The 25,146-nt window shown below is 60.8% G+C and carries 19 protein-coding genes; 9 read left to right on the top strand and 10 right to left on the bottom strand.

Going from position 1 to position 25,146, the window contains the following annotated elements; genetic code table 11:
* Nucleotides 1-195 precede the first annotated feature (195 nt).
* Both EXQ56_02135 and EXQ56_02130 read left to right on the top strand, forming a co-directional pair.
* Nucleotides 196-453, top strand: coding sequence for a hypothetical protein (locus tag EXQ56_02135; GenBank protein ID MSO19254.1), 258 nt, complete (start codon nt 196-198; stop codon nt 451-453).
* A 15-nt stretch (nt 454-468) separates the two neighbouring features.
* On the top strand, nt 469-918 hold the full coding sequence (locus EXQ56_02130; GenBank protein MSO19253.1) for a hypothetical protein: 450 nt from the start codon (nt 469-471) through the stop codon (nt 916-918).
* Between the two features lie 321 nt (nt 919-1,239).
* Here the strand turns inward: EXQ56_02130 and mnmE are convergent, their stop codons facing one another.
* Together mnmE and EXQ56_02120 are read right to left on the bottom strand one after the other, a co-directional pair.
* Complete coding sequence (gene mnmE, locus EXQ56_02125; GenBank protein MSO19252.1) at nt 1,240-2,682, bottom strand: tRNA uridine-5-carboxymethylaminomethyl(34) synthesis GTPase MnmE; 1,443 nt, start codon at nt 2,680-2,682, stop codon at nt 1,240-1,242.
* A gap of 82 nt (nt 2,683-2,764) precedes the next feature.
* Nucleotides 2,765-4,036: a hypothetical protein gene (locus EXQ56_02120; GenBank protein MSO19251.1), complete on the bottom strand. Its 1,272-nt coding sequence runs from the start codon at nt 4,034-4,036 to the stop codon at nt 2,765-2,767.
* Nucleotides 4,037-4,476: 440 nt separating this feature from the next.
* Between EXQ56_02120 and EXQ56_02115 the strand changes: the two genes are divergently transcribed.
* The 4 genes from EXQ56_02115 to EXQ56_02100 all read left to right on the top strand — a co-directional run bounded on the left by EXQ56_02115 (nt 4,477) and on the right by EXQ56_02100 (nt 7,889).
* Nucleotides 4,477-5,553, top strand: coding sequence for a galactose-1-phosphate uridylyltransferase (locus EXQ56_02115; protein ID MSO19250.1), 1,077 nt, complete (start codon nt 4,477-4,479; stop codon nt 5,551-5,553).
* A 296-nt stretch (nt 5,554-5,849) separates the two neighbouring features.
* On the top strand, nt 5,850-6,419 hold the full coding sequence (locus EXQ56_02110) for a polymer-forming cytoskeletal protein (protein ID MSO19249.1): 570 nt from the start codon (nt 5,850-5,852) through the stop codon (nt 6,417-6,419).
* A gap of 151 nt (nt 6,420-6,570) precedes the next feature.
* Nucleotides 6,571-7,260 carry a class I SAM-dependent methyltransferase gene (locus EXQ56_02105; protein MSO19248.1) on the top strand — a complete coding sequence of 230 codons (690 nt, stop codon included), beginning with the start codon at nt 6,571-6,573 and terminating at the stop codon, nt 7,258-7,260.
* Between the two features lie 32 nt (nt 7,261-7,292).
* Nucleotides 7,293-7,889 carry a hypothetical protein gene (locus EXQ56_02100; GenBank protein MSO19247.1) on the top strand — a complete coding sequence of 199 codons (597 nt, stop codon included), beginning with the start codon at nt 7,293-7,295 and terminating at the stop codon, nt 7,887-7,889.
* Between the two features lie 509 nt (nt 7,890-8,398).
* Here the strand turns inward: EXQ56_02100 and EXQ56_02095 are convergent.
* Nucleotides 8,399-9,481, bottom strand: coding sequence for a hypothetical protein (locus tag EXQ56_02095; GenBank protein ID MSO19246.1), 1,083 nt, complete (start codon nt 9,479-9,481; stop codon nt 8,399-8,401).
* Nucleotides 9,482-9,700: 219 nt separating this feature from the next.
* Here EXQ56_02095 and EXQ56_02090 point away from each other — a divergent pair, with 219 nt between their 5' ends.
* Nucleotides 9,701-9,925 (top strand): hypothetical protein, encoded by a 225-nt coding sequence (locus EXQ56_02090; GenBank protein ID MSO19245.1) that lies wholly within the window; start codon nt 9,701-9,703, stop codon nt 9,923-9,925.
* Nucleotides 9,926-10,028: 103 nt separating this feature from the next.
* Here the strand turns inward: EXQ56_02090 and EXQ56_02085 are convergent, their stop codons facing one another.
* The 7 genes from EXQ56_02085 to EXQ56_02055 form a co-directional block, all read right to left on the bottom strand.
* Nucleotides 10,029-11,270, bottom strand: coding sequence for a sorbosone dehydrogenase family protein (locus EXQ56_02085; protein ID MSO19244.1), 1,242 nt, complete (start codon nt 11,268-11,270; stop codon nt 10,029-10,031).
* Between the two features lie 105 nt (nt 11,271-11,375).
* Nucleotides 11,376-13,646 carry a hypothetical protein gene (locus EXQ56_02080; protein ID MSO19243.1) on the bottom strand — a complete coding sequence of 757 codons (2,271 nt, stop codon included), beginning with the start codon at nt 13,644-13,646 and terminating at the stop codon, nt 11,376-11,378.
* A 218-nt stretch (nt 13,647-13,864) separates the two neighbouring features.
* Nucleotides 13,865-14,560 (bottom strand): riboflavin synthase, encoded by a 696-nt coding sequence (locus tag EXQ56_02075; protein ID MSO19242.1) that lies wholly within the window; start codon nt 14,558-14,560, stop codon nt 13,865-13,867.
* Nucleotides 14,541-15,710, bottom strand: coding sequence for a bifunctional diaminohydroxyphosphoribosylaminopyrimidine deaminase/5-amino-6-(5-phosphoribosylamino)uracil reductase RibD (gene ribD / locus EXQ56_02070; protein ID MSO19241.1), 1,170 nt, complete (start codon nt 15,708-15,710; stop codon nt 14,541-14,543). The genes EXQ56_02075 and ribD overlap by 20 nt, the downstream gene beginning before the upstream one ends.
* A gap of 173 nt (nt 15,711-15,883) precedes the next feature.
* Nucleotides 15,884-16,867: a signal recognition particle-docking protein FtsY gene (ftsY, locus tag EXQ56_02065; protein MSO19240.1), complete on the bottom strand. Its 984-nt coding sequence runs from the start codon at nt 16,865-16,867 to the stop codon at nt 15,884-15,886.
* Between the two features lie 224 nt (nt 16,868-17,091).
* Entirely contained in the window at nt 17,092-18,447 is a 1,356-nt protein-coding gene (locus EXQ56_02060; protein ID MSO19239.1) for a short-chain fatty acid transporter, read from the bottom strand.
* 196 nt (nt 18,448-18,643) lie between these two features.
* Nucleotides 18,644-21,907: a hypothetical protein gene (locus EXQ56_02055; protein MSO19238.1), complete on the bottom strand. Its 3,264-nt coding sequence runs from the start codon at nt 21,905-21,907 to the stop codon at nt 18,644-18,646.
* Between the two features lie 541 nt (nt 21,908-22,448).
* On the opposite strand from EXQ56_02055, the gene EXQ56_02050 reads away from it, so the two are divergent.
* Together EXQ56_02050 and EXQ56_02045 are read left to right on the top strand one after the other, a co-directional pair.
* The gene (locus EXQ56_02050; GenBank protein ID MSO19237.1) at nt 22,449-22,721 is read left to right on the top strand and encodes a hypothetical protein; all 273 of its coding nucleotides are present in this window, start codon (nt 22,449-22,451) and stop codon (nt 22,719-22,721) included.
* A gap of 58 nt (nt 22,722-22,779) precedes the next feature.
* A complete protein-coding gene (locus EXQ56_02045) occupies nt 22,780-25,110 on the top strand; it encodes a TonB-dependent receptor (GenBank protein MSO19236.1) in 2,331 nt (776 codons plus the stop codon).
* Nucleotides 25,111-25,146: the final 36 nt, after the last annotated feature.

The following is a 25,146-nucleotide window of genomic DNA, read 5'->3' as shown; positions in this document are numbered from 1 at the left end:
AAGTGCCGGGGCCATGTAAACGGAGTGGAGAAACGCCCGCGCCAAGCCAGGCGTCAAGTCAGGCACCAGGCCAGGCACTTGACGCGACTACCAATGCATACGGACTCCAGCATGCGTTGGTAGCCGCGTCATCCCTTGGCGTGGATGGTGCGAGAGTTCCGTTATTTTGTTGCCAGAGTGATCGGAGAGCGCAGCGTGAAGTCCAGCACTGATTCCCCGGCAATTTCGGCTGCGTCGCCGCGCGTGCCGATGGCCGCGGCAGTTCCCGCACCCGCGCCGGCTGCTGCGCCGATGCCAGCGCCCTTCTTGCCGCCGGCAATCGCACCGATGGCGGTGCCAATGGCTGCGCCGACGCCCACTTTCACAGCGTCTTTCTTAATCGAGGCCGCGGCTTCCACTGTGAAGCTGTTGGTGGCGATTTCCAGCATCCCGCCGTCAGCCGTGTGCAGGTGATTCAATTCCACGGCCATGCTGGCCACACCTTTCACGCGCCCGCCGGGATCGGAGCTCACTACGCGGCCCATCAGCATGGTGTTGCGCGCGACCACTTCCTTGCCACCGACCACGATCGGTTCGGTGAGGGAAACCTCAAACGTATCGCCGACCTTGTGCAGCTTGGTGGAAAGAGTGTTGGTAGTGCGAACCTTCAGCGCAGTGCCAGCTTCCAGAACAACAGGCTTCGGCGCCGGAGGCGGTGCGGGCGCAGCCGGAGCTGAGGCGACCGGAGTCGGGACGGGAGCCGGCGCCGCCGCCGTCTCCGTTTTCGGAGCGGACGGCTTCACTGCGGCAGGTTTCGGTTTGGCGACGGGTGCGGCGGCTGGGGCAACCGGGGCCGCAGCGACGGGTGCTGGAACAGGAGCCGGTGCCGGTACCGCCGCAGGAACTGGCGGGGCGGTCTCCGTACCCGCTGGCGGTTGACTATTGGATGCGGATTGCTCCGGCGCGCGATTGCAGGCCAGCGACACCGACGTTAGAGCGATCAAACCAATTGTTGCAAATCTTGAATTGAGAGTTTTCATTTTCTTTCTCCTGCCTGTTGCATCCTTCGCCAGAATGCCATCGAAAACAGGTCATGGCTGCGGAGGACGCGTTGGGGATTCGACGGGGGAACGGTACACCTGTGAATTTACGGCGTCCTGCGCGCGGTGTCAATGGAGCCTAGGCAGGCAACGAGGTATCCGACCTCGAACAAGTCCTCAGAGTAGATGAAATGGAAGGGGACGTTCCTTTTGCGGACCGCTACTTGCCGATGCAGAACGTCGAAAAGATTTTCGTGAGAATGTCTTCGCTGGTGGTGGCGCCGGTCAACTCATCCAGAGAGCGCAACGCAGCATACAGATCGAGCAGCAGCATCTCGTGCGGGAGGTGAGTCTCGGCGGCCTGCCGCGCGGCCCGCAGACATTCGTGCGCCGCGGTGACCGCTTGCTGATGGCGCAGGTTGGTGAGCAACTGTGTTTCCCGCTGGCCTGCCAGCGCCGGGTCAGCCTGCGCGAGAATGGCGCGGCGCAACTCGGCGATGCCGGCGCCATCCAGCGCGGAGACGAACTGCACCAAAAGCTTATCCGCAGATTCCTCAGATGTCAGCCGCAGTGCCGCTGTGCCAATTTGATTGGCGAGTTCGGGGCGGGAAATAGGCAATGGTAGATCGCACTTGTTGATCACCACCAGCAGCTTGCCGGCTGCGGTCAGGCGTTGCAGCAGAGCTTGATCGTCGCCGGCGAGGCCGTCGGCACAAGCTGTTCCGTCGATCACCAGCAGCGTTAGATCGGAGTCCGCCGCGGCCTCCTGCGACTTGCGGATGCCGATGCTCTCGGCTTCGTCAAAGGCCTGGCGAATGCCCGCGGTATCGACGAAGCGCAGCGGGATGCCATCGATCTCCACGGTTTCAGAGACCAGATCGCGCGTGGTGCCCGGCGTGGCCGTTACAATGGCGCGGTCCTGCTGGATGAGCCGGTTGAACAGGCTGGACTTGCCCACGTTGGGACGGCCTACGATGGCGAGATTCAGTCCGTCATGGGCGATGCGTGCGGCGGCGAAGGTCTCGCGGCTCCGTCCCAGCGGGATCATCACGCGGTCCATGCGCGAGATGATCTCCGGCGTGTTCATCACGCTGACGTCGTCCTCGGCGAAGTCGATGCCCGCTTCGAGAAAAGCGATCAAGTCGGTCAGCTCGCGCTTGATGGGCGACACCCACTGGGCGACGCTGCCCTCCACCTGCTGCGCGGCGACCTTAGCTTGAAACAACGTGCGCGCTTCGATCAGGTCGCGGACCGCCTCGGCCTGGGCCAAGTCGATGCGGCCATTGAGAAACGCGCGCATGGTAAACTCGCCCGGCTCGGCCAGCCGCGCGCCCGCTGCCAGGCAGCGCTCCAGCACGAGCCGCAACACCACGGGCGAGCCGTGGCAGGCGATCTCCACCATGTCCTCGGCGGTATAGGATTGCGGCTTGCGAAACGAGGTTACCAGCGCATGATCGATGGCATCGCCTTCTTCGCTAGCCACCACGGCGAGATGAGTGCGCCAGGGTTCGAGAGGAATACCCTCGCGGTTTGTACCCTCCTGCCGGGGGCGCAGAATTAGCCCGGCGATCTTCCAGGACTTGCCGCCCGAGAGACGCACAATGCCGATGCCGCCGTGTCCGGAGGGAGTGGCAATCGCGGCAATGGTGTCGTCCGTATACATGGCGGTCAGCAGTGCAACTCAATGTTTCGGGAAAAATGCCAAACAAATGCCGAGCAAATTCCAAACAAAATACAAGCTGCGCCTACTCGGAGATCGCCGCCGGAGCCGCCGGTTGCTCGCGCCGCACCAGCGACCAGAAGCGGCCGTAGATGCCGCCAAAGACTGCGAGAAATAAGGTGGTGTTGACGAGGAAACCGAGCAGCGGAATCAGGCTCAAAAGAAACAATAACGGAATGCCCACCAGCACCGCTTTCCAGTTGGCGACGGTCTCATCCTTGTGGAGTACGGCCCGCCGCAGCAGCGCGCCAGCGAGAACGGCGGCATAAATGACGGAAACGATGCCGAAGCCCAGGTGAATCATGCCGCTCAGCACCGCCACCGGGACTCCCACCACGGTTACCATCAGCAGGAAAAATACCGGTGGCATCACCAAAAACAGCACGAAGCCGCGTAGGAACTCCGCACCAAAATTCCTGGTGATGTGCTGCAATAATTCAGTGGAGGTCTTGGGAAATAGCGATACGCCGAGCAGGCCGCCGGCCAGTCCCATGGCGAAGGACAGATAGAACAACGCGGCACCCAGCCGCCGCATGATTCCATAGAGCCAGGACTGGTCCATACCGGAAGTCATTTCGTAATGGATGGGGCCGGTGATTTGCGCCGTGGGCGGAATGTCGGCTTCCTGCGGCGCAAAGTAGGCCAGCTCATTTTCCAGCGTGGCGCGTTCACCGAACTCGAGTCGGGTGGTGCGGACGTGGGCCGGTCCCTTGATGGTCCCTTCGATGCGGGTAACATTCGAGGCGGCATTCAATGAGCCATTGACGATGCCGTCGATGCGCAGTTCGCTGGCAGCCAGCAACGTTTCGCCTCCGATCACCGCGCCAGCCAGCAGGCGCACCGTGCCGCCCGCCACCACCAGATCACCGGTAATTTCACCACCTACGGTAACCTGCCCGCCCGCCATGCGAACGTCGCCATCCACCTTGCCGGAAATCTCCAACTCGCCGCCCACCATGGCGATGTCGTGGGCAACCGTGCCCGGTATGGAGATGCGCCCGCCGGCGGCGATGAGATCTCCCTGGATGGTCCCTCTGATCTCGATATCGCTTCCGGCGGCGTAGAGATTGCCCGCGACCGTCTCGCCATCGACCACGCGAATGTTTTCACCCGCGCGCATATCGGCGGCGCGCGCCGTCGCCGGAGCAGCAAGCGTGAGGGACAGCAGAATGGACAATCGCGTGGCCAGACTACATAAGGCCAAAGATGCCCGCGAACGAGAGATCGAGCAGGAACAGGGAGTCATAATATTCATTTGCCCAAATGTGCGATGGAGGGTGTGGAGAATATGGCGCAAGCAGTGCCTCCTCGTCTCATTCTACTCTGGAACCATCCTGCGCGGGGCCTGTCGCCCGCATGTGGTATTAACTGGCAGGGGGCGAATATTCGGGTAGTGGGTCAGTTTGGAATTCCCTTTTTTCTAGACCAGGCCTTTAGGCCTGGGTCGGCGATTCCCTTGGTATTCCTTAGCCCCGTTTACGGGGCTTGCGCTGCGATGTTCTCCATATGTCGTACAGTCTCTCTGCACGAAGCCACCTGAAAGGGGCTCTAATTCTTTCTGCCCCGCAAACCCAGGCCTAAAGGCCTGGGCTAGGGAAAAGTTTCCTGGTCAGATTCAAGCTGACCCACTACCGATATGCGATTGTGCCGGGCAGTCAGGCGCGCGAGGATGTAGAATGGCCGTTCAGGAATTTTCCTCGCGGGCAGGAATGTTCGTCGCGGGGATGATCCGTCAGTATGGAACTGCGTAAAGACCCCATCACCAGAAGCTGGGTGCTGGCTGGAAATAACGACGAGACAGGCGGGCCGGAAAGCCCGTGTCCATATTGTCTGGATGCGGGTCCGCTGACGCCTAAAATCGCCGCGCCGCTCGCGCCGATCCTCGCCATTCAGTCACCTGGCCCGTCGTCTAGCCCAGCTCATGGCGTGCCGGGGGCGATTCGCGTCTACCCGCACCCGTCCCCGCTTTATACCGTCGAGGGCGGCGCGGACCGCCAGGCCGAGGGCATCTATGACCGCATGCGCAACCTGGGCGCGCATGAGGTGATCATCGAAAGCCCGGACCATTATCACGAACTTTCCTTCGCGCCGGAGGCGGAGATCGCGGCGCTGCTGCGTTGCTGGGCTCTGCGCATCGCCGATCTGAAGAACGATATCCGTCTGCGCTATGTAACGGTCTTCAAGAATCGTGGGGATCTCTCCGGGCAACAGTTGCGCCACGCGCACTCGGAGTTGGCCGCTACCTCGTTCATCCCGCGCCGTGTGCTCTATGAACTGCGCTCGTGCAAGGACTACTACGATCTAAAGGAGCGCTGCGTCTTCTGCGACATCCTGCGGCAGGAGGAGCGGCAGGGGCTGCGCGTCGTGGACCTGTCACCGCGCTACTTGGCGCTGTGTCCGTTTGCCTCGCGCGTGCCTTTTGAAGTGTGGATACTCCCTCGTCAACATCATGCCAGTTTCGAGGAAGACTTGCTGCAGCGTCCGGACGACTTCGAGCTGGCCAGCCTGCTGCGGCGCGTGCTGGCGCGCCTGGAGCATGTGGCGCCGAGTTACCACCTTGTCCTGCACACCAGCCCCAACACTCGGGCCAGGCCGGAGACGTCCGGCTTCTGGACTACACTGGCGGACGACTACCACTGGCACATCGAGATCATGCCCATCACGGAGAAGCGTAGCCGGTCCTACAGCATCAAGGAGACTTATTATTGTCCGCTGCCTCCGGAGGAGGCCGCCGCCCGCCTGCGGGATCTGCCGACCTCATTTGCCGGCAGAGCGCAGGCGAATTTATATTTTCCAGGGCAATCGGGGAAATAGAGCCACTCCCGCACGGTCGCGGCTCTGTTTTTTTCCCAGTGACCATTCCTTGACAGCCAAAGCGCCGGTTCCGCCAGAATTGCATTGCTTCCCTCTTGGAACCTGTACTATATTGGCCCGGCAGGGATAAAATGGGCACGGCCCGACAAGCAGTTCCTCCCCATAGCAAGCTCGCCGGTGTGCTCGTTAGGAAATTCATCCTCGCATATACTATCAATTGATCTTCCTGAACGCGCTACGGTGCCCGCGCGAAATATCTTATTTCGCCGCCGCTGCCGCGCAAGGAGTTTCCTGCAATGTGGAATCGTAAAGAAAAAAAGAAAGAATCACCGGTTAGCACGCCGGTATATACGCCGGCTTCCGTTCCGGTCAAGCCAGATTCGGTTAAGGAGGTCTCACCCGTGTCCAGCACCCCGCAAAATACAGGTTCGCAGTCCTGGAGCGAAGCTCCGAAGGTAGCAGTCGCCAGCATTGGCAAGTCGGTTATTATTCGCGGCGATCTTTCCGGCAGCGAAGATTTATTCATTGATGGGCAGGTGGAAGGCACCATCGAATTGCGCGAGCATAATCTCACAGTGGGCCCCAACGGCCGCGTGAATGCCCATGTGAACGCCAAGGAGATCGTTGTGCAGGGAGCCGTGAAGGGCAACCTGCGCGCCGCCGATCGCGTGGAGATTCGCAAGTCCGGTTCGGTTACCGGAGACCTGGTGGCCGCGCGCATTGTCATCGAAGATGGAGCTTTTTTCAAAGGCAGCATCGACATTCAGAAGGGTGGCGGCGACGGCAAGTTCGGCAGCGGACACAAGGCGGAGAGTTCCTCTGCTCCGGCCCAGCCTCAGCTCGCTTCAGCTGGAGCGAAGGTCTAGCGCTCCTCGCTATGCCTACTCACGCGCGCCCCGGTTGTAGGGTTGGTGCGGGCTCGGGTCTTTAAGAATTTGGCAAAAGACCGCGCCCGGAAATTTTAGCAGCATGTATTTTCAGCGATTGGATTAAGTTCCCCAGCAAGGTCCCGGCAGTATGTCCTCCAACGAAGCCATTACCGCGCAGATCTCCGGCAGTGTCCGGCGCCTGCTGGGGCATGTATTGAAGCAGGATCAGCACCCTGCCACCAATCTGCCGGGCAGCGCGGCTTCGGGGTTGCGCCAGAGCAAAGGGCTACGCGAGTTCTGGAACGCGGTCGGCGCGACCGAAGGCATGCAGATTCTCGACCTGGGCGCGGCCTCCCAGGAGAACATCAACTTTATCACCGGCCTGGGCCACCGGCTCTGCACCGAAGACCTCTACGGCTCCTTGCAATTCAAATCCACGCGCACGCCCACGGCGGAAGCCATCGAGTCCGAAGCCGTACAATTTTTCCAGGGAAATTTGAACTACCAGAAGGGTCAGTTTGACGGCGTTCTCTGCTGGGACCTGCTGGACTTTCTGCCGGACTCCGTGATTGAGCCGCTGATCACGGTACTCTACCAATTTCTCAAGCCCGATGGCCATCTGCTGGCCTTCTTCCACGCCGGGCAGCCGGGGCAGATCGTGCCGGTGGAGCAGTACCGAATCCGCGGCGCCGATCAGTTGAAGGTGACGCAGCGCGGCACCGGCAAGCTGTGGCGCTCGTTCAATAATCGCGCCATTGAGAGCCTGTTCCGCGACTACGCCTCGCTGCGATTCTTTCTCACCAAAGACAGTCTGCGCGAAGTCATCATCACCCGCTAGGCAGCCAACTCGGTCACTTTGAGATACTCGCCATGCTCGGCGCGGGCGGCAGTGGCGAAGTCTATACGGCCCGCGACACCCGCCTCGACCGCAACGTCGCCATCAAAGTATTGCCCTTGCATCTCGCCAGCCTGAACCATCCCCACATCTGCACGCTATTCGACATTGGCCGCGACAACGGTATCGACTATCTGGTGCTGGAATATCTGGAAGGCGAGACGCTGCCGCAGAAAATCGGGGGTGCGGGATTTGGGGTTCGGGATTCGGGCCAGCAAAATTCAGGGAAATCGCTCCCCCTCGACGAAATGCTGCAATACGCCATCGAAATTGCCGACGCGCTGGACAAGGCGCATCGCAAAGGCATCACTCATCGCGATCTCAAGTCCGGCAACATCATGCTGGTGAAGAGCAGCGGCTCCGGCGCGGCATCCGGTTACGCGACCAAGCTGCTGGACTTCGGGCTGGCCAAGCTGCGGCAGGAGGCGCAACCGAACGTCCCGCTTGAGCAGTCCATCAAGTTCATCGTGAAATTCGAGGACCGCCCCGGCATGTGGATGACTCACTGCCACATCCGGGACCACGCCGAAGGCGGCCTGATGGGCAGGGTGCACCTGGTGGGAGATTCGTAGCGTTCCGCGTTGCATTCAATTGAGCCACAGCCAATTGGTCTTGAACTGACTTTCTGTGGCTGAAGCTGTGCGTGCCGCGCACAGAAACGATTCTCGAACAGCCGACCTGGTTACGCAGCGTATCACTCCCTACCTATCGAAGGCGAACCATGTCTTCACCTTGCACAGGTTCGCCAGACCAGGTTTCTCCGGTTAGGATAGCTCGCGCCTGGTCGGAATCGGCCATGGGTGTCAGTCGGAGTTCAAGGGATCTGAACCGCAGTATCAAATCAAGTAAGCCATCTTCATTCACGTCTTCAACGGACTTCACAGGGCTTGCCTGTCTGCCCCCGCTTACCATTGGCGATCCTCCTGCAAGACGAATGGAATCGGGGTTCATAGTGGTGGCGTCAAACGCCGTGGAAGTTACGGTTGCCCGACTGCTAAATATCGCTACGTCAACGGGGGCATTCCCTTTCGTGTTTACTAAGTTTCTTTCATCCCTGGGCTTTATGTCAATTCTGACAGTTCTAACCGTATAGGCCGTCGTTGACGGCCAGCCGCTCAACCGTGAGCGGCCCTGTGCTCCGCACGCCGCCAACGACGTACAGCACATTGTCGGCACTGGCAGTCATAAAACCGTCACGAGCGCTTGGCCCGGAGGGTACCGATCGCCAAGTCAAAGATATGGGATCCAGCGCTTCTACCAGGTTGATAGACGTAGCTGAATCTTTAAATGCTCCGCCAATGAGGAAGAGCTCGCCCCCAATGCTTACGCCAGTCGCTGATCGCTGGGTGGGCATGGGCGCGATGCGATTGGAAACGTTGGTGACTGGGTCGTAAACAACCGTCACGCCGAATGGCATATCTACAAAGAATATCTTGCCGGCAAGATAGCCCATTGCGCAGATACCGGAGCTGATATGGGGGTCAGGGAAGCTGGTTTGCGTTGACCACGTGTCGCTGGCAGGGTCGTATATTTGGAGACCTCCCCGCGGTTTGGATGAGAGAGAAATCTGAAAACCACCTGAAATGTATATCTTGCCGGCAGCCGTGGTGGCACAGTGTAGGTATGAAGGCCATGGCATAGATGCCCGACGGCTCCATGTATCGGTTACTGGATCGTAGACTTCGACTTCCGAAGCATCCAGGGCACCGGCTTTAATTCCCCCGAAAACATACAGTTTCCCGCCCATCGTAACTGTGGCTGGATTAGTCCTGGGAGTTGGTATGGAAGTCCTGGTCGTCCATGTATTCGTTGCCGGATCATAAGCCTCTACGACAGCGGAATTGTTAAAGCCCTGAGTCCCCCTAAATCCACCGACGACGTACATAATTCCGTTAATAACTCCAGCCGCACCTGAAAAACGAGGTTCGGGAAGTGGCGCACGAGTTGACCAGCCTACGGTTTGACTCGGACTCTGGCCCGGTAAACAGAGTGCGCCAACGAGTACGATTAATATCCTGCCGGCAACTCTCTGCAAGGACCTACTCCGCGGCGGATAAACAGTGCGATATTTGTGTAACCCGCAACAGGAGTTATGCATGGTATTCCAGTACTCCACAAGGCGCATAGATGGCAGGCAGCACACAGCCCGCGGTGGCGGAAGCATGTTCTGAGTGTGGCATTGGTCTTGATACCTGTCAATATGCCGGAATGTTGGATGGCGTGTGCGACGTAGGTGATTGTGCCCGCACGGATGCGCTATAACTTAGTCGCGTGTTCTGTTAAGGGCAAAACTTCATGAGAGATCAGTGTCTTCTATCGCGACGACCGGCGGCTGGGCGGCTGGCGGGCCTACTGATCGCGCTGTCGGCATTCATCCTGCACCATGGCCGTGGCGATTACCACACAGCCCGCGTTCGCCGCCAGCACGCCGAAGATGCTCTTTGAAGGACGCTATGAAACAGTTGGCGGGCTGGGCACGAACTTCGACATTTCACTCGATGGCCAGCGATTCCTGATGATAAAGCAGGCCGGGTCGCAAGCCTGCGAGACAACGCAGATCAACGTGGTGCTGAACTGGTTCGAGGAGCTGAAGCAAAAATGCCGCTGAAGTGACAGTGCCACGACCGTGAGGGAGTGGGGGTTGATTTTAAGCGTGGTACCGGACGGACGAACCCCCGCTCCCTACCGGTCGCGGCTCTGTCACGCAATAATTATTTCCCCGTGTAGCGCACGTGCCAAACCTTGCTGGACTCGTCATCGATCACCAGCAATGCCCCATTTTGCAGCAGCGTGGCTACCACCGGACGCCCGTAGACTTCTTTGTCATTGGCGATGAAGCCGGTGAGAAAGTCCTCCATCGGCCCGGCGGGCTTGCCGTTCTTGAACGGCAGATAAGCGATGCGGTAGCCCACATACTTCGAGCGATTCCACGAACCGTGCTGCCCGATGAACGCTCCGCCCTGATACTTCGCCGGATATTGCTTGCCGGTATAAAACGTAATGCCCAGCGTGCCCGTGTGCGCGCCCGTCGCATAATCGGGCGGAATGGCCTTGGCGACCAGATCGGGGCGCTGGCCTTTCTTGCGCGGGTCTTCATTCTGCCCGTAGTAGGAATACGGCCAGCCGTAGAACGCGCCTTCCTTCACCGAGGTCGCGTAGTCGGGCACCAGTTGGTCGCCCAGAGCGTCGCGCTCGTTCACCACCGTCCACAACTGTTTCGACTCCGACTCCCAGGCCAGGCCCACCGGATTGCGCAGGCCGGACGCATACACTCTCATGCCGCTGCCGTCGGAATTAATCTCCAGGATCGCGGCGCGCCGCGGGTCTTTGGCGTCTTCGCCGGACTCGTCCACGTTGGTCTTCGATCCCACCGCCACATAAATTTTCGTGCCGTCGGCGTTGGCGATCAGGTTGCGCGTGTAGTGTCCGCCCGGCGGCAGGTCGAGAATCTTCTCGCCCGGCGTGGTGATCTCCGTCTGCCCCAGTTGATACTTGTAGCGCACCACGGCGTCGGTGTTGCCGATGTAGAGAAAATCGCCCAGCAGCAAAATTCCATGCGGCCGGTTGAGGTTGGTGAGCAGAACGTTGCGGGACTCCGGCCTGCCGTCGCCGTCTTTATCGCGGAAAAGAATGATGCGATTGGAGGTGGAGCTGACGCCGGGATTGCCGCCGCGCAGCGAGAGCGCCACCAGAATGTCGCCGTTGGGTAGCGAGGTCGCCCAGCGCGGCGTGTCCACGTCATCGGCGAACAGTGTAACTTCAAATCCCGCCGGGGCCACCGGCTTGCGTCCTGCCGGCCAGCCGATCACCTCCGAGCGATTGCGCACCGACTCGGTGGCGTTGGGCGCCACCAGTTTCACATCGGAAGTAGGGCCGAACTCGACACTGCTGGACTTGGCTGTCTTGCCGGCCGTCTGCGCGGGGGCCAGTTGCCACCCGGCGCTGAACAGCATTGCTGCTAGCGCGGCCAACACAAAGGGATTATTTCCTAGTGGCATTAACTCCTCCAGCCCATGAACGAACCATTATCAGCCCGCCGCGAAATCTCCTCTCGCAGCCTAGAGGGCGATCATATAAGTGAACTTGGCAATCAATGCGCGGTCGATCAGATCGCCGCCCTCCGACTCGCGCCGCTCATTATAGACCACGAACAGATCGCTCAGCGGACGGTGAATCAAATTGAAGCGCACGTTGGAAGTCCATTGCCGCGCGTCGTTGTTGTATTGCACCAGCGCGTTCAGGAACATCGTTGTCGAGAAGGCATAGTTGCCGCGGATGCTCAGCAGGTTAGTTTTGAAATGTCCCTGCGGCAGATTGATATTGTGTTGCGTGTAGGTGAATGACGTGGTGAGCTGATAGTTAAACCGAAACACGCCGCCCAGTCCATAGGTATGCTTGTAGCCGGTGTAGTAGGGGCCGATGGCGTAGCGCAGGTTGCCGGAGATCGGGCGGCTGCCGTTGCTGCGCGCCAGAATAAAATATTCGTTGAACGAGTACGACCCGACGGGAATGCTAATGCGCCGCCGCGGGTTGATGGCGAACGGCTTCATATACTGCTCCCGCGTGGGATTCACGCCCGTCTCGATGAATGAGCCGTCCTGAAAATTGAACGGGATGTGATAGTCAAAGTGCCGGTAGAGCAGCACGCCGTCCTTGTTCATCAGGTAGTCAAACTGAAAGTGCGGATTGGTCTGGCGCAGCACCCGGCGCAGACTCTCGGGCCGGTAACGCCATCCGGCATGGCCGGCGAACTTGCGCACGCCGAGGCGCGGCACGAATCCCATCTCGTTGACGAAATCTTCCTGGATTCCCGTGTATGCGCCGCGCACGTCCCAGGTTTCGCCTTGGTAACCAAACCCCACGCGGCCCGCCAAGTCGCCGTCGCCGCCATTCGCCAGGAAGGACTTGGCCAGATAGGAATTGAAACTCAAGGACTGCCCGAAGCGCAGATTGGCGTCCGCGCCCAGCACGCGGTTATAGCGCGCCGAGTTCACCACTTCCTTGTTGACCATCATCACGCCGAAGTCGGAGTTGCCCAGCAGATTCTTGCGTAGCCGCGCCACGGTGAAGTTGGTCCCCGGACTGTAGTTGGGCAGGAGGCTGCCACCGACCTCTTTCTGCTGCATGTTCAGGAAGCCCAGCTCGAAGCCGCCCGCGCGTCCGGTGAGCCGCGTGCCGCCATAGATGGGAATGGCCGCGCCGCTATCGGCCAGACCGATGCGCCGGCTGAAGAAAAGATAGAAGTCGTTGTTCAAACCGGTGGCGCGTCCGCCGCCGCCCATGGGCATGCGGTCCGGCGCCGAGCCGAACTGAAAGATGCCGGAGTTCTCCAGGAAAAATTCGCGCTTCTCCGGGAAAAAGAGGCTGAAGCTGCTCAGGTTGATCTGCTGCTCATCGGCCTCCACCTGCGAGAAGTCGGTATTCAGCGTGAAGTCCCAGGTAAGCCCTGTAGTCAGGCCATACTTCACGTCGAGGCCTGCGTCGCCCGTCCAGTCCTTGTCGCCGTCCGCGAATTGTCCCAGGCTCCCCACCACGTAAGGCTTGAAGCGGAGGTTGCGCCCGGGTTCGATGCCTTCCAGATTCTCGAGCGTGCCGGCCAGCGATACGCGATTCAACTGATAGATGCGCGGCAGCGGCGCCCAGTAGCTGTCTTCATTTTTGCGCCGCAGATTGCGCTGAAAGTTGATGCCCCAGCTTTGCGCATCGAGCTCGCGAAACTTGAGCGACTTGAAGGGAATGGAAAACTCCGCCGTCCAGCCATCGTCCATGCGCCGGGTTTTCACGTACCACACGCCGTCCCAACTCTCGTTCGTCTCCCGGCCTTCGTTGTTCATCTGCGCATCCCACATCGCGCCTTCCGGGTTGGCGGCGAATTGATACCCGTTGCGCTCGTCGTGAAACGTGTCGATGACGATCTCGACTGTGTCGCCGATGTCGCGCGTGAAGTCGCGGTTCAGATCAGAGACGATGAGCTTTCCCGGCTCGCGGTCATGCGCGTACACGCCGATGTAAAGATTATCTTTGTCGTAGAGCACGCGCACGTCAGTGTCTTCCGAGGCGGGCTGATCGGGCCGTGGCTCATTCTGGATGAATTTCTCGGCCTTCGCGGCGCTCGCCCACGCCGCCTCGTTCAGTTGCCCGTCAACGGTGATGGCTTCCGAGGTGCGCGTAGCCAGCAGTTTGCGCTCGGCGCGCGCCGCCGCATAATCCATCTGCGCCATGCCGCGCGCCGTTGTAAATAAATTGATCAGGACCAAACCCAGCAGTCCCGCCCATCGTCCATTCATGATCAAAACAAGTTCCTCCCGGATAATCTTGCAGCGATTCATTCCTTATGATTGCTGGCCAACCCGGCACACGAATGCCTTACATTAGACTACAACCGCGCCGCTCCCGTTCCAGCGATTTCAGATAGATACTCCGCCATTCTCCTGGTCGTCATTCCGAGCGTAGCGAGGAACCTGCTTTTGTCCTCGTTGTTGCGGAGTGTGGAAAGCAGGTTCCTCGCTACGCTCGGAATGACGACCAGGAGAGGGATTGGTGCTGATTAGAAGCCCTGCTCACGCAACTTGTCCACCGTCAGCGACGATGCTTTGCGCGGTTTGCGCGTGCGGTTCGCCGATTGCTGAGCTTCCAACAGCCGCTCGACGTGCTTGGCCAGCACGTCGCACTCCACGTTCACCGCGTCGCCCGGCTTCATGGTGTGCAGCATGGTGTTCTCGTAGGTATGCGGAATGATGGCCAAGCCCACGCGATTGCCATCAAGGCCGGTGAGGGAAGCCACGGTCAGGCTGACGCCGTTCAGCGCGATCGATCCCTTCGAGACGACGTAATGCGCCAGCTCAACAGGGATATCCACCGCCAGCCACCAGTTGCCGTCGGGCAGCGCCTGCAACTCCACCAGCTTGCCGACGCCGTCCACATGGCCCTGCACAATATGTCCGCCGAAGCGCGTACTCGGCGTCATGGCCCGTTCGAGATTCACGCGGCTGCCCGGCGCGAGCGCGCGCAGACTGGTGCGCTCGATGGTCTCCGGCGACAGGTCCGCCGCGAAGGTCTCCGTGTTAATGTCGAGCGCGGTCAAGCAGACGCCGTTCACCGCGATGCTCTCGCCCAGCTTCAGCCGGTCATCAGGCGCGAGCGCCTTCGCGGCCCGCAACACCAGTCGCGCGCCGCCGTCCTTGCCCGTACCCGGCAAAAACGAAACAACCGTGCCCAGCTCTTCAATGATTCCCGTAAACATCTTTCAAGTATCCCTCGATGGCAAAGTTGTCGCCGAATTGGTGATGCACGATGTGCTTTACGTCCAGCGCATCGCGCATGGCGCGGATGCCGCGCCCGCCGGCCACGGGCAGCGCGTCGTATCCGCCGAGCAGCTTCGGAGCATAGTAAAAGAATATCTTGTCCACGATGCCGGCCTCCAGCGCCGCGCCGTTCAGCGCCGCGCCGGCCTCGATCATCACGGAGGTCATCTGCCGCCTGGCCAGCTCTTGGAGCACGACGCGCAACTCGGGCCGCGCGTTCTGGCCGCTCGCGCCGTCCGCGCTGGGGGCGACGTGAACCTCCACGCCGCGGTGTTCCAACGCGCGCCGCTTCGCGGGATCAGCCGCCGCCGCGCACAGGATCATCAAGTCATCATTCACGTTGCTCAGCATCTTCGCGGTGAGCGGAATGCGCAGATGCGAGTCCATCACCACGCGCAGCAGCGGCCTGCGCCGCGGCTCGCCGCTGCGGTCGGTGAGCAAAGGATCATCAGCCAGCACGGTGCCGATGCCGGCCCAGATGGCGTCATGCGCGTGCCGCAACTGCTGTACATGCGCGCGCGCCGCGTCCGAGGTGATCCATCCTGAGTTGTCATCCGGCGCGGCGATCTTGCCGTCCAGCGTCATCGCTGCCTTCAGGGTAACCAGCGGCACGCCGGAGGTGATGAATCGCGCGAATGACTCATTCATTCTTCGCGCTTCTTCTGCGCAATCACTAACACTCACTTCGATGCCCGCATCCTTAAGTAACTCAAATCCCTGGCCACTCACTTGCGGATTGGGGTCACTCATTGCCGCGACCACACGAGTGACTCCAGCGTGGATGACTGACTCCGTGCAGGGCCCGGTGCGCCCGGTGTGGCAGCACGGCTCCAAGTTCAAGTAGAGTGTCGCGCCGCGCGCGGCTTCGCCTGCTTGCTCCAGCGCCAGCACCTCTGCGTGCTTGCGGCCCGCATGAGTGTGAAACCCCTCGCCGACGGCCTTGCCATCCTTCACCACCACCGCGCCCACCAGTGGATTCGGCGAAGTGAGTGCGGTCCCCCGAGCAGCCAACTCCAGCGCGCGCCGCATCCATGCGCGGTCGGCGTCGTGGCCCCTGTTGCCGATCGGATTGTCAGTTGATTCTGTCATTAGTAGTTATTGAGAGAAAACCCCGCGCCAAGAAAAGCGCTTGACGCGGCTACCAATGCACGGAAGAGCCGTCGGGCACTGGTAGCCGCGTCATCCCTGTATTTGGGATGGCGCGGGGTTTTCGTTGAGGCCGCAATTATCATGGGAGTTCTGAACACTCCGGGACTAATTCACTACGCGAACAGTGACTCAATGAACTGTTTTGCGTCGAACGGAATCAGGTCATCCTTTTGCTCGCCGATGCCGACGTAGCGGATCGGCAGCTTCAACTCACGCGCGATGGCAATCACCACGCCGCCCTTGGCCGTGCCGTCAAGCTTGGTCAGAACGATGCCAGTGACACCCGAAGTTTCCGTGAACAGCCGCGCCTGCTGCAATCCGTTCTGCCCGGTGGTGGCGTCCATCACTAAATAGACTTCATGCGGCGCGCCGGGAATGACCTTGTTGCACGTGCGCGTTACTTTCTCAAGCTCGGTCATCAGGTTTGCTTTGGTGTGCAGACGACCGGCGGTGTCAGCGATGACCACATCGTAGCCGCGCGACTTGGCTGCGGCCAGTCCGTCGAAGATCACCGCGCTGGGGTCCGCGCCGGGCTTCTGCTTGATCACTTCACAGCCGGCGCGCTCGCCCCACACTTCCAACTGCTCGATGGCCGCGGCGCGAAATGTGTCGCCCGCGACCAGCAAAACTTTCTTGCCTGCACGCGTCAACTGCCACGCCAGACGCCCGATGGTGGTGGTCTTGCCGGTGCCGTTCACGCCGACGACCAGGATCACCTGCGGCTGCGTGGCCACCGCTCGCGTGCCAATGGATGAACTCTCCAGAAGTTTTGCAAGCTGCCGTTGCAACGACCCGCGCACCGCCGCCGTATCGGGCAACTCGCCGCGTTTGACCTCGGCGCGAACCGCATCCAGCACTTCGGTGGTGGTGCTAACGCCGATGTCGCTCTGGATGAGGATGGTTTCCAACTCGTCCCACAACGAGTCGTCGAAGACGGGTTTCGAGCGCAGCGTCTGCTCGATTTTGCCGACGAAGGAATCCTTGGTGGACTGAACGGCCTGCTTCAAGCGTGCGAACAGCCCCAGCTTCACGGGAGGCGTCTCTTCCGTGGCGTTTGCAGGCTGGTCGGGTTTCGATCCAAACAACGATTTGAACAATGTCGCAGCGCTCCTCCTTCAGAATATAGCACGCGTGACAGAGCCGCGTGACAGTGCCGCGCGCGTCAGCGAGCGGGCCGATGGAACACAACGCCGCGTTTGGAGATGGTTGGGTTTCACGATGGCGTTGTGCTCTGGATTGGGAAAAGACGGCGTAACCGGGACGTGGTTATTCCATAGGCCTGCTTGCGCACGCGCGCGGCACTGTCACGCGCCGCGCCACGCTAGAACACCAGCAGGGCGATGCCGAACAGGGGGAAGGCGATGAAGAAGGCCACCATGCAGTAGCCCATCATTTCGCGCACGCTGACGCCGCCGATGCTGACGATGGGCAGCGCCCAGAAGGGTTGGAAGAGGTTGCCGGTCTGCTCGCCGAAGGCCACGGCCATGGCGGTCTTGGCGAGGGAAGCGTCGAGTTCCAGCGCGGCCTTCACCATCACCGGACCCTGCACGGCCCAGTGTCCGCCGCCCGACGGCACGAACAGCGTGATGACGTTGGAACTGACGTAGGACCAGAAGGGCAGGGTATGACTGGTGGAAAATGCGACAAACTGCTGCGCGAACCAATCGGCCAGACCGGTGTCGCGGATCAGCCCGAGGATGCCGCCGTACAGCGGATAGGCGAGCAGGATCGGCCCGGCTGCCTTTGCGCCGCCGTGGAACGCCTGCATGTAACTGATAGGGGTGCCGTGCAGCGCCCATCCCAGCGCGAGCAACAGAAAGATCATCATGTTCAGGTCCAGATTGAACGCGCCCGCCGCGATGCGCTGGACAATGAACAGCGCGGCCATGCCGACGAGAATGATTGTAACCAGACGGCTCTGCTCAATGCGCTCTGCGATGGTCTTAGGGATTCGGTGACCGGAAGCATCGTGGCCAACTGGCGCGTCTGGAGCAGGGTGTTCCAGCGGCCCGCTTGCTGACGCGCGCGGCACTGTTTCGGATGCGGGATGAATTTTAGCGAACAGTAGCGGCATGAGTATGGCCATGCCCAGCACGGGGACTACGTTATAGAGCGGCAGCAGCGTCTCTGACAGCGGAATGGTCGCGCCCGACATGCGCTCAATAATGTTCATGGGCGAGCCGGGCGTGGCCGTAACCAGCGCGATGGAACTGGAAATTCCCGAGGCCCACACGGCCCATCCCGTGTAGCCCGCTGCGGCGAGATAGCCTTTCGACACGCCGGTCATGCGGCGCGGAATCTCGCGCACCAGCACGCCGGAAACCACCAGCGAGAATCCCCAGTTGAATAGCGCCGTGGCCCAGCCCACCAGAAACACCAGCATCCCGGCGTGGACCGCCGTGCGCGGGATCGCGCTGATGCGGTCAAGCGCGCGGCGCACCAGCGGCGCATCGACCAGCGCGTGGCCGCACAGCAGGATCAGCGCCATCTGCGTGGTGAAGGCGAGAATCTCCCAGATGCCGCCGTACCAGGACGAGAGAATCTTCTCGACCGCCGTGTGCGTGATGGCGAAGGCCAGCGCCGCCGAGACAAACGTCAGCAGCAGCGAGAGCAGGTAGGGCGCCGGCATGTAATGTTGCGAGAAAGCGAGCGCGCGTGCGGCGATGCGTTGCAGCATGGTGATCCCTTCCGGTCAGGGTGGATGAAGTAACGCGAGTAATTTATACACGTACACGATACCCTAAAAAGTCGTCATCCCGAGCGCAGCGAGGGACCTGCTTTTTCAATCCGCATCTTCATCAGTAGGTGCGAAAAGCAGGTCCCTCGCTGCGCTCGGGATGACGACGTACAAATTGATTGTCGCGACCGAACTCCTAGAACAGCAGCTTCAACCCGAACTGAATCTGCCGCGCGCTGGTGCGCGTCGAGCGAATCTGCCCGAAGTCGCTGCGCGCCACGCCATCGGCGGTCGAGAAGATGGTCCGGTTGGGGCTGAAGAAGTTAGCGTGATTGAACAGGTTGAAGACCTCGGTGCGCCATTGCAGGCTTAGACCTTCGCGCGGCAGCTCAAAGCGTTTCAGGACGCTGAAGTCCACATTGGTCAGCGGGGGTCCGATGATGGTGTTGCGGCCGAGATTGCCGAAATATCCGGCCTCCGGCAGGCGGAACGCGCAGGGATCAACGTAGAGGTCCGGGGTGCCCAGCGGCGTGCCCGCCGCGAATCCTCCCGCGCAGCCGATGGAGGCGCCATCCGTAGGATTGTTGCTGCTGCCGGAGACGAGGTCGGGGCGTTGCTGGAAGCCGGTCCCGGTAACCTGCGCGTTGCGCGCGCGGTTGAAGCCCAGCTCCAGATTCACGGGGACGCCGGAAGAAAGAGTGACGATGCTGTTCAACTGCCAGCCGTGGATCAGCTGCGCAGCGATGCCGGAGGCACCCGCGCCGAGAGGCAGTTCATAGGTAACGTTGCCCACCAGGTTTTGTCCCACATTCTGCGCCGAGAGGCTCCGGTCCACGCGCGGATCATCGGGGTTCATCAGCGAGCGACTGCCGCTGGCTGTCTCGGGCGCGTACTGGCCCGAAGTGTTGTCGATCAGCTTCGACCAATTGTAGGAACCCTGCAACTGGAAGCCCTGCGAAAAACGCTTGTTGATGCCGAGCCCCAGCGAGTTGTAGTTGGAGTTGCCGTCCGTGGTGTAGTTGACGATTTCGCCGAAATTGGGATTGCGGCGCACCGCGTTCAACGGGAAGAAGTAGCGGCCGTCCTGTTGAATCTGCGGCAGCGCGGAGTTGGCGTCGCGCGCGGAAATGAGATGCATGCCGCGTGAGCCGAGGTACAGCATGTTTGCCACCCAACCTCCGGCGAACTGATGCTGCACGCCGAAGTTATACTGCATGGTGCGCGGCGAACTACTCGGCGTGAAATTGTTAAGCGCCTGCGAGCCGGGATCAACGCCGGCCAGCAGCAACTGATAGGCATTCGGCCACGGCGGATTGGTGATGGAGGCGCGCACATAGAACGGTGGGTTGCGCAGCACCGCGATCTGATAAGTGGCTGGAAGAATCTGATCATAGAAGATTCCACCACCGCCGCGGATCACGGTCCTTCCCGATCCGGTGGGATCGTAAGCGAAGCCGATGCGCGGCGCGAAATTCTTCTTGCTGAGGTTGGGCAGGAAGGGTTCCTTGCCAAACACCTTCACGTTGCGATCCGCCTGCGGATTCAACAGCGACGATCCGCGCCCGAAGGCTTCGCTCGGCGCCGTTACCACTTCGTAGCGCAGTCCCAGATTCAGCGTGAGTTTCGATGTGGCCTTCCACTCATCCTGAATATATGTCCCAATCAGTTCCTGGCGCCAGGAGCGCGAGGTGTTGGCGTCCAGAGGAAGCTGCCCGGTGAACAGGCTGGAGGTGGGACCATTGGCCAGGGGCGTTCCAGCCAGATTGCTGATGCCCAGAAAATTGAACAGGCTGGTGAAGGTGTAGGAGCCGGACTGGTTGGCCTCGCCGCGCTTGTTCACGCGGATGTTCTTGCCGATCACGCCGGTCTTCAGCGAGTGTCCCGACCGAATGAAGGTCATGTCGGTGGAGCCTTCCAGCAGGTTGTACCAGTTGCCCTGCGGCGAAGTTCCGCAGTTGGACAAGCCGACGATGCCGGAGCCGGGGGTGATGCCGCCGCTCGATGCGAAGGGGCGACCGGGGATCAGGTCCAGCGAAGACGGGATCTCCACCTGACGCGGGCAAGCCTCTTCGCTGACCGAGCGATTGTAACCCGCGCGAAATACGGCCAGCCACGCCGGCGAGAAAATATGATTCTCTTCAATCGTCAGATATTGATTGCGCGAACGGTCGGCCAGCGCCAGGGTGTTGGGGATGTTGGGCGTGAACTTGTTGGCGTTGTCAAAGGTGTAGCGCCCGAAGAGCGAATCGGATGATGAGAATGAATGATCGGCGCGCACCATCATGTAGTTTTCATCAATCGGCTCGCGTACCTGCCCGACATACTCCACGGTTCCGTCGGCGCCCTCCGGGGCGTTCGGCGCAGGCAGCGGGAGCAGTGCGAGATAGGGCGCAACGGTGGGATGCGCGAACGCGCGTATCCGGGCCGACGGCACGCGCGAGAACTGCGTGGTGGTCAGGTTCTGGCGCAGCCCTTCAAAGCTGCCGAAGAAAAATGTTTTGTCCGTCTTGATGGGTCCGCCCAGCGTGAAGCCGAACTGATTGCGCCGAAACGGCGGCGGGTCGGTTACTTTGCTGGGGAAGAGCGAATCGCGGTCGAAGAAGTTGCGGGCGTCGAGCGCGGAGTTGCGCAGGAACTCGAAGGCCGAGCCGTGCAGCTCATTGGTACCCGAGCGCGTTACGGACAAGACCACGCCGCCGCCGGCGCGCCCGTATTCGGCGGAGTAGTTGTTCACCAGCACCTTGAATTCGCGGATAGTGTCCACGCCCAGGGAGACGCCGGCCACGCTGCCCGGCGTGTTGTTCCAGATGTCATTGATGTCGGTGCCGTCGAGCAGGAAGCTGTTCGAGGTGGTGCGCGCGCCGCCGATATTGATGCGCGTTACGGAGCCTGAGAACATGCCGGTGTTGCCGTTGCGCGAGAGCGTCACGCCCAGCTGCAGGATGGCCAGCTGCTCGATGCTGCGGCCATTGAGCGGCAGGTCGCGGACCTGCTGGTCGCTGACCAAGCCGGCGACGGCGCTGTTGGTGGTCTCGACCAGCGGCGCTTCGCCGGTAACTTCCACCGTCTCGGCCACGCTGCCCACTTTCAGGATTAGTTCGACCACGGCTTCGCGGCCCACGGTCAGCGTCAGCCCGCTGCGCACTTCCGTTTTGAAGCCGGTGAAGCTGGCGCGCACTTCATACTGGCCGAGCGGCAATTGCGGCGCGCTGTAGCGCCCCGCCGCGTCGGTGGCGACGGTGCGCGTGAAACCGGTCTCGACATTGCGCATCACCACTTCCACGCCCGGCAGCACCGCGCTCGATTCATCGCGCACCGTGCCCGAAATGGTCCCCGCGCTCTGGGCCGAGAGCTTGGCGGGCGCGAGGGCCGCCAGCATCACTCCCAATAGTATTGATAGCATCGCCGCCCGGACGCCTGTCCAGCGCAATGATCCCGGTGTTGCCTGCATGGTCTTCATGGTAACGCTCCTTCGAAATTGTTATTCGCGTCATACTCTATCGCGCCGGGCACACGCCGGGACGCGGTCAGCCAGAGTCCGGCGGACTCCGCTCCAAACATTCAATTGGTGATCAGCCGCTTAACCCAATCTCTAAAGGGACCCCGCCCGCAGCTTTCCTAGCGTTGTTCCCATTTGGGGCCGAATATACTCAGCCAGGGGCACTTAAGTCAAGGGTTAATCGCGTGACGGTGCCGCGCGCGTGAGCAAGCGGGCCAATGGAAAAACCCGCTCCGGTTGCAAGAGGGCGGTTCCTATCCACGGACTATCCACAAATTACACAGATTCCGCAGAGCGAAAAGCATCGGCGCAATCTGTGTAATCTGCGGATGGATTCGCGGTCGATGGCGGGCCTGAACATCAGCTTTTAACCGGCAGGCGCACGCGCCTGAAAATGTGGAGAACGTTTTGGCTGCCCCCGGTTTCCGGTACTATCCCCAATTTTAAAATGCTAGAATCAGGTCGACTACTGTACGAAGGGAAACATCCCGCAAGCATGACTATGGTCATAAAACCCATTCATCCATTCCCAGCTCGGATGGCCCCGGAAATAGTCTGGGATGAGTTGCCTGACCTATCGTCGCGACAACTTCGAGTGCTTGATCCGATGGCAGGTTCGGGCACAACGTTGGTAGCGGCAAAGCTGCGAGGTCACAAAGCCATCGGTTATGATCGTGATCCGTTAGCTGTTTTGATTGCCAGGGCTTGGCTAACTAACATCAACCCGGAAGAGACGGAGGCCAAAGGGGCTTCGCTCATTGCCAGGGCACGTTAATCATAGGAAAAGGAGGGGAAAATCGGGGACGAAATTAGTCAGACCGGATCGGGAATGTATGCGCCAAATTTTCCAGACTTTTCAAATTTTCAAGATTATGCGGATTCCCAAACCGCTGGTGCTTGCTTTGGCCGCCACGGGGTTGATCGGGTGGGCGGCGACGGGCGAGGCGGCCCCTCAGGCCAGGACGATTCGCGCCACAATTTCCGGACCGCGCGGGGTGCTGCGAGACGCGGAAGTCACTTTGCTGCGCGACGGGCTGGTGGTCAATTCCGCAACAACCGATGATTTGGGCGTTGTGGAGTTTTCCGATGTTTCCGCGGGCTGCCATGAGTTGCTGGTGGTGGCGGCTCCGTTTCCACCCCAAAAGCTGAAAGTTTGCACTTTGGATACTTCCGATAATTCTGAAATTTCCGTGTCACTGAAGGCCTTCAGCGAGGCCGTATCGGTAACCGCCAGCCGGCTCCCTTTGCCAGTGGTAAACTCCATCTCCGAGGTCCGCGTGCTCGATGAGGAAGACCTGCGCGCGAGTCCCTACCAGTCCCTCGACGACCGCCTGCGTACCCTGCCCGAGTTCTCGCTGTTCCGGCGGTCGAGCAGCCTCATCGCGCATCCCACCACGCAGGGCGTTTCGCTGCGCGGCATCGGGCCGAGCGGCGTGTCACGGTCGCTGGTCCTGGCCGACGGCATCCCCATCAACGACGCCTTCGGCGGCTGGGTCTATTGGGACCGCATCCCCTCGTTGAGCCTGCAGCAGGTGGAGCTGGTCAACGGCGGCGGCTCGGCGCTCTACGGCAACTACGCGCTGGGCGGCGTGGTCCAATTGCTGAAGCGCGTTCCCACGCCTGCCACCATTGAGTTTCAAGCACAGGGCGGCAGCCGCGGCGCGCTGAAGGGCGACCTCTACGCGTCGCATCGCATCGGCGACTGGGGCCTCGCGTTCAGCGCCGCTGCATTCGACTTCAATGGTTGGACACAGGTGCGCGAGTCGCAGCGCGGCGCGGTGGACATCGCCTCAAACTCGCGCCATCAGGCCGCGCGGTTCCAGCTGGAGCGCGCCGCCAGCGGCACGCTGTGGACGCTCGAAGGCGGGCTGCTCAATGAAGATCGCGCCAACGGCACGCCGCTCCAGAACAACGACACGGTGTCATTCGACGCCTCCACCGGCTTCCAGTTCTCGCCCTCCTCCTCCGACCGCATCGAGACGCGCGCCTTCTTCCGCCGCACCATCTTCGGCAGCACCGCCGCCACGGTCGCCGCGGGTCGCAACACGGAAACGCTGGCCAGTCAGCAGCACGTGCCGTCCACCGAGGGCGGCGCGTCGCTGGTGTGGTTCGCCACTCGGGGACGGCACAGTCTGGTTAGTGGTACAGATCTCTGGATCGTCAGCGGACAGAGCACCGACAACATCTTCACTGCGGGCCGCTTCGCCTCAGTGCGCTACGGCGGTGGCAAGCAATCCACCTTCGGCTTGTTCGCGGAAGAGAACTTCACAGTCTCGCCGCGTTTCGCGCTGGTGGTGGGCGGGCGCGTGGACTTCTTCCGAAACTTCAATGGCCGCACCGGTTCCTTCGTAGTGGGATCGCCAGCGATACGCGCGCTCAAAGCCAACACGGAGACGGTGTTCAGTCCGCGCGGCGGATTTAGCTTCGAGGCGTTGCCGCAAATGGTCTTGCACGGTTCGCTGTATCGCTCGTTCCGCGCGCCGACGTTGAACGAACTCTACCGCGACTTCCGCGTGGGCACCGTGCTGACCACCGCGAACAGCGCGCTGCAGCCGGAGCGCAACACGGGCTTTGATCTCGGCGCGCGCTTCCCGGTGTCGTCTGAAGCGCGGCTGGGCCTCACTGGCTTCTGGAATTTTCTGGATGCGCCCGTGTCAAACGTAACGCTGTCAAACACACCAGCGCTGATTACACGCCAGCGCCAAAACCTCGGCGCGGTGCGCGTGGCGGGCTTGGAGGCGAGCGCGACGTGGCAGCCTGTCTCCGCAGTGAAAGCCAGCGCGACGTATCTGTGGAATGGCAGTGTAGTGACGAAGTTCAACGCTGACCCGCAACTGAACGTCTCGTTGATCGATAAGAACCTGCCGCAGGTGGCCAGGCATCGCTTCACGCTGGCTGGTGATTTCCGGCTTCCGCAACGCGTCGGTGTTTCGCTCATTGGCCGCTTCGTGGGCGAGCAATTTGATGACGATCTCAACAGCGTGGTGCTCCCGAATTTCTTTCAACTTGACGCTCACGTTTCGCGCGGGCTGGGCGAGTTCGCCAGACTTTTTGTCGCGATTGAGAACCTCAACGATGCGAAGATCATCACCAATCGTTCGCCAGTCGATTTGCTGGGCACGCCCTTTCAAGTGCGAGGCGGGATTCACATAACGATCCGCTAGCCGCGATGTCAGCGAAATTTCCCAGGAGAAGGACTC

This window comes from Acidobacteriota bacterium (genome assembly GCA_009691245.1).
Lineage (GTDB): Bacteria > Acidobacteriota > Terriglobia > 2-12-FULL-54-10 > 2-12-FULL-54-10 > SHUM01.
This window is presented reverse-complemented; position numbering and strand designations above follow the sequence as displayed.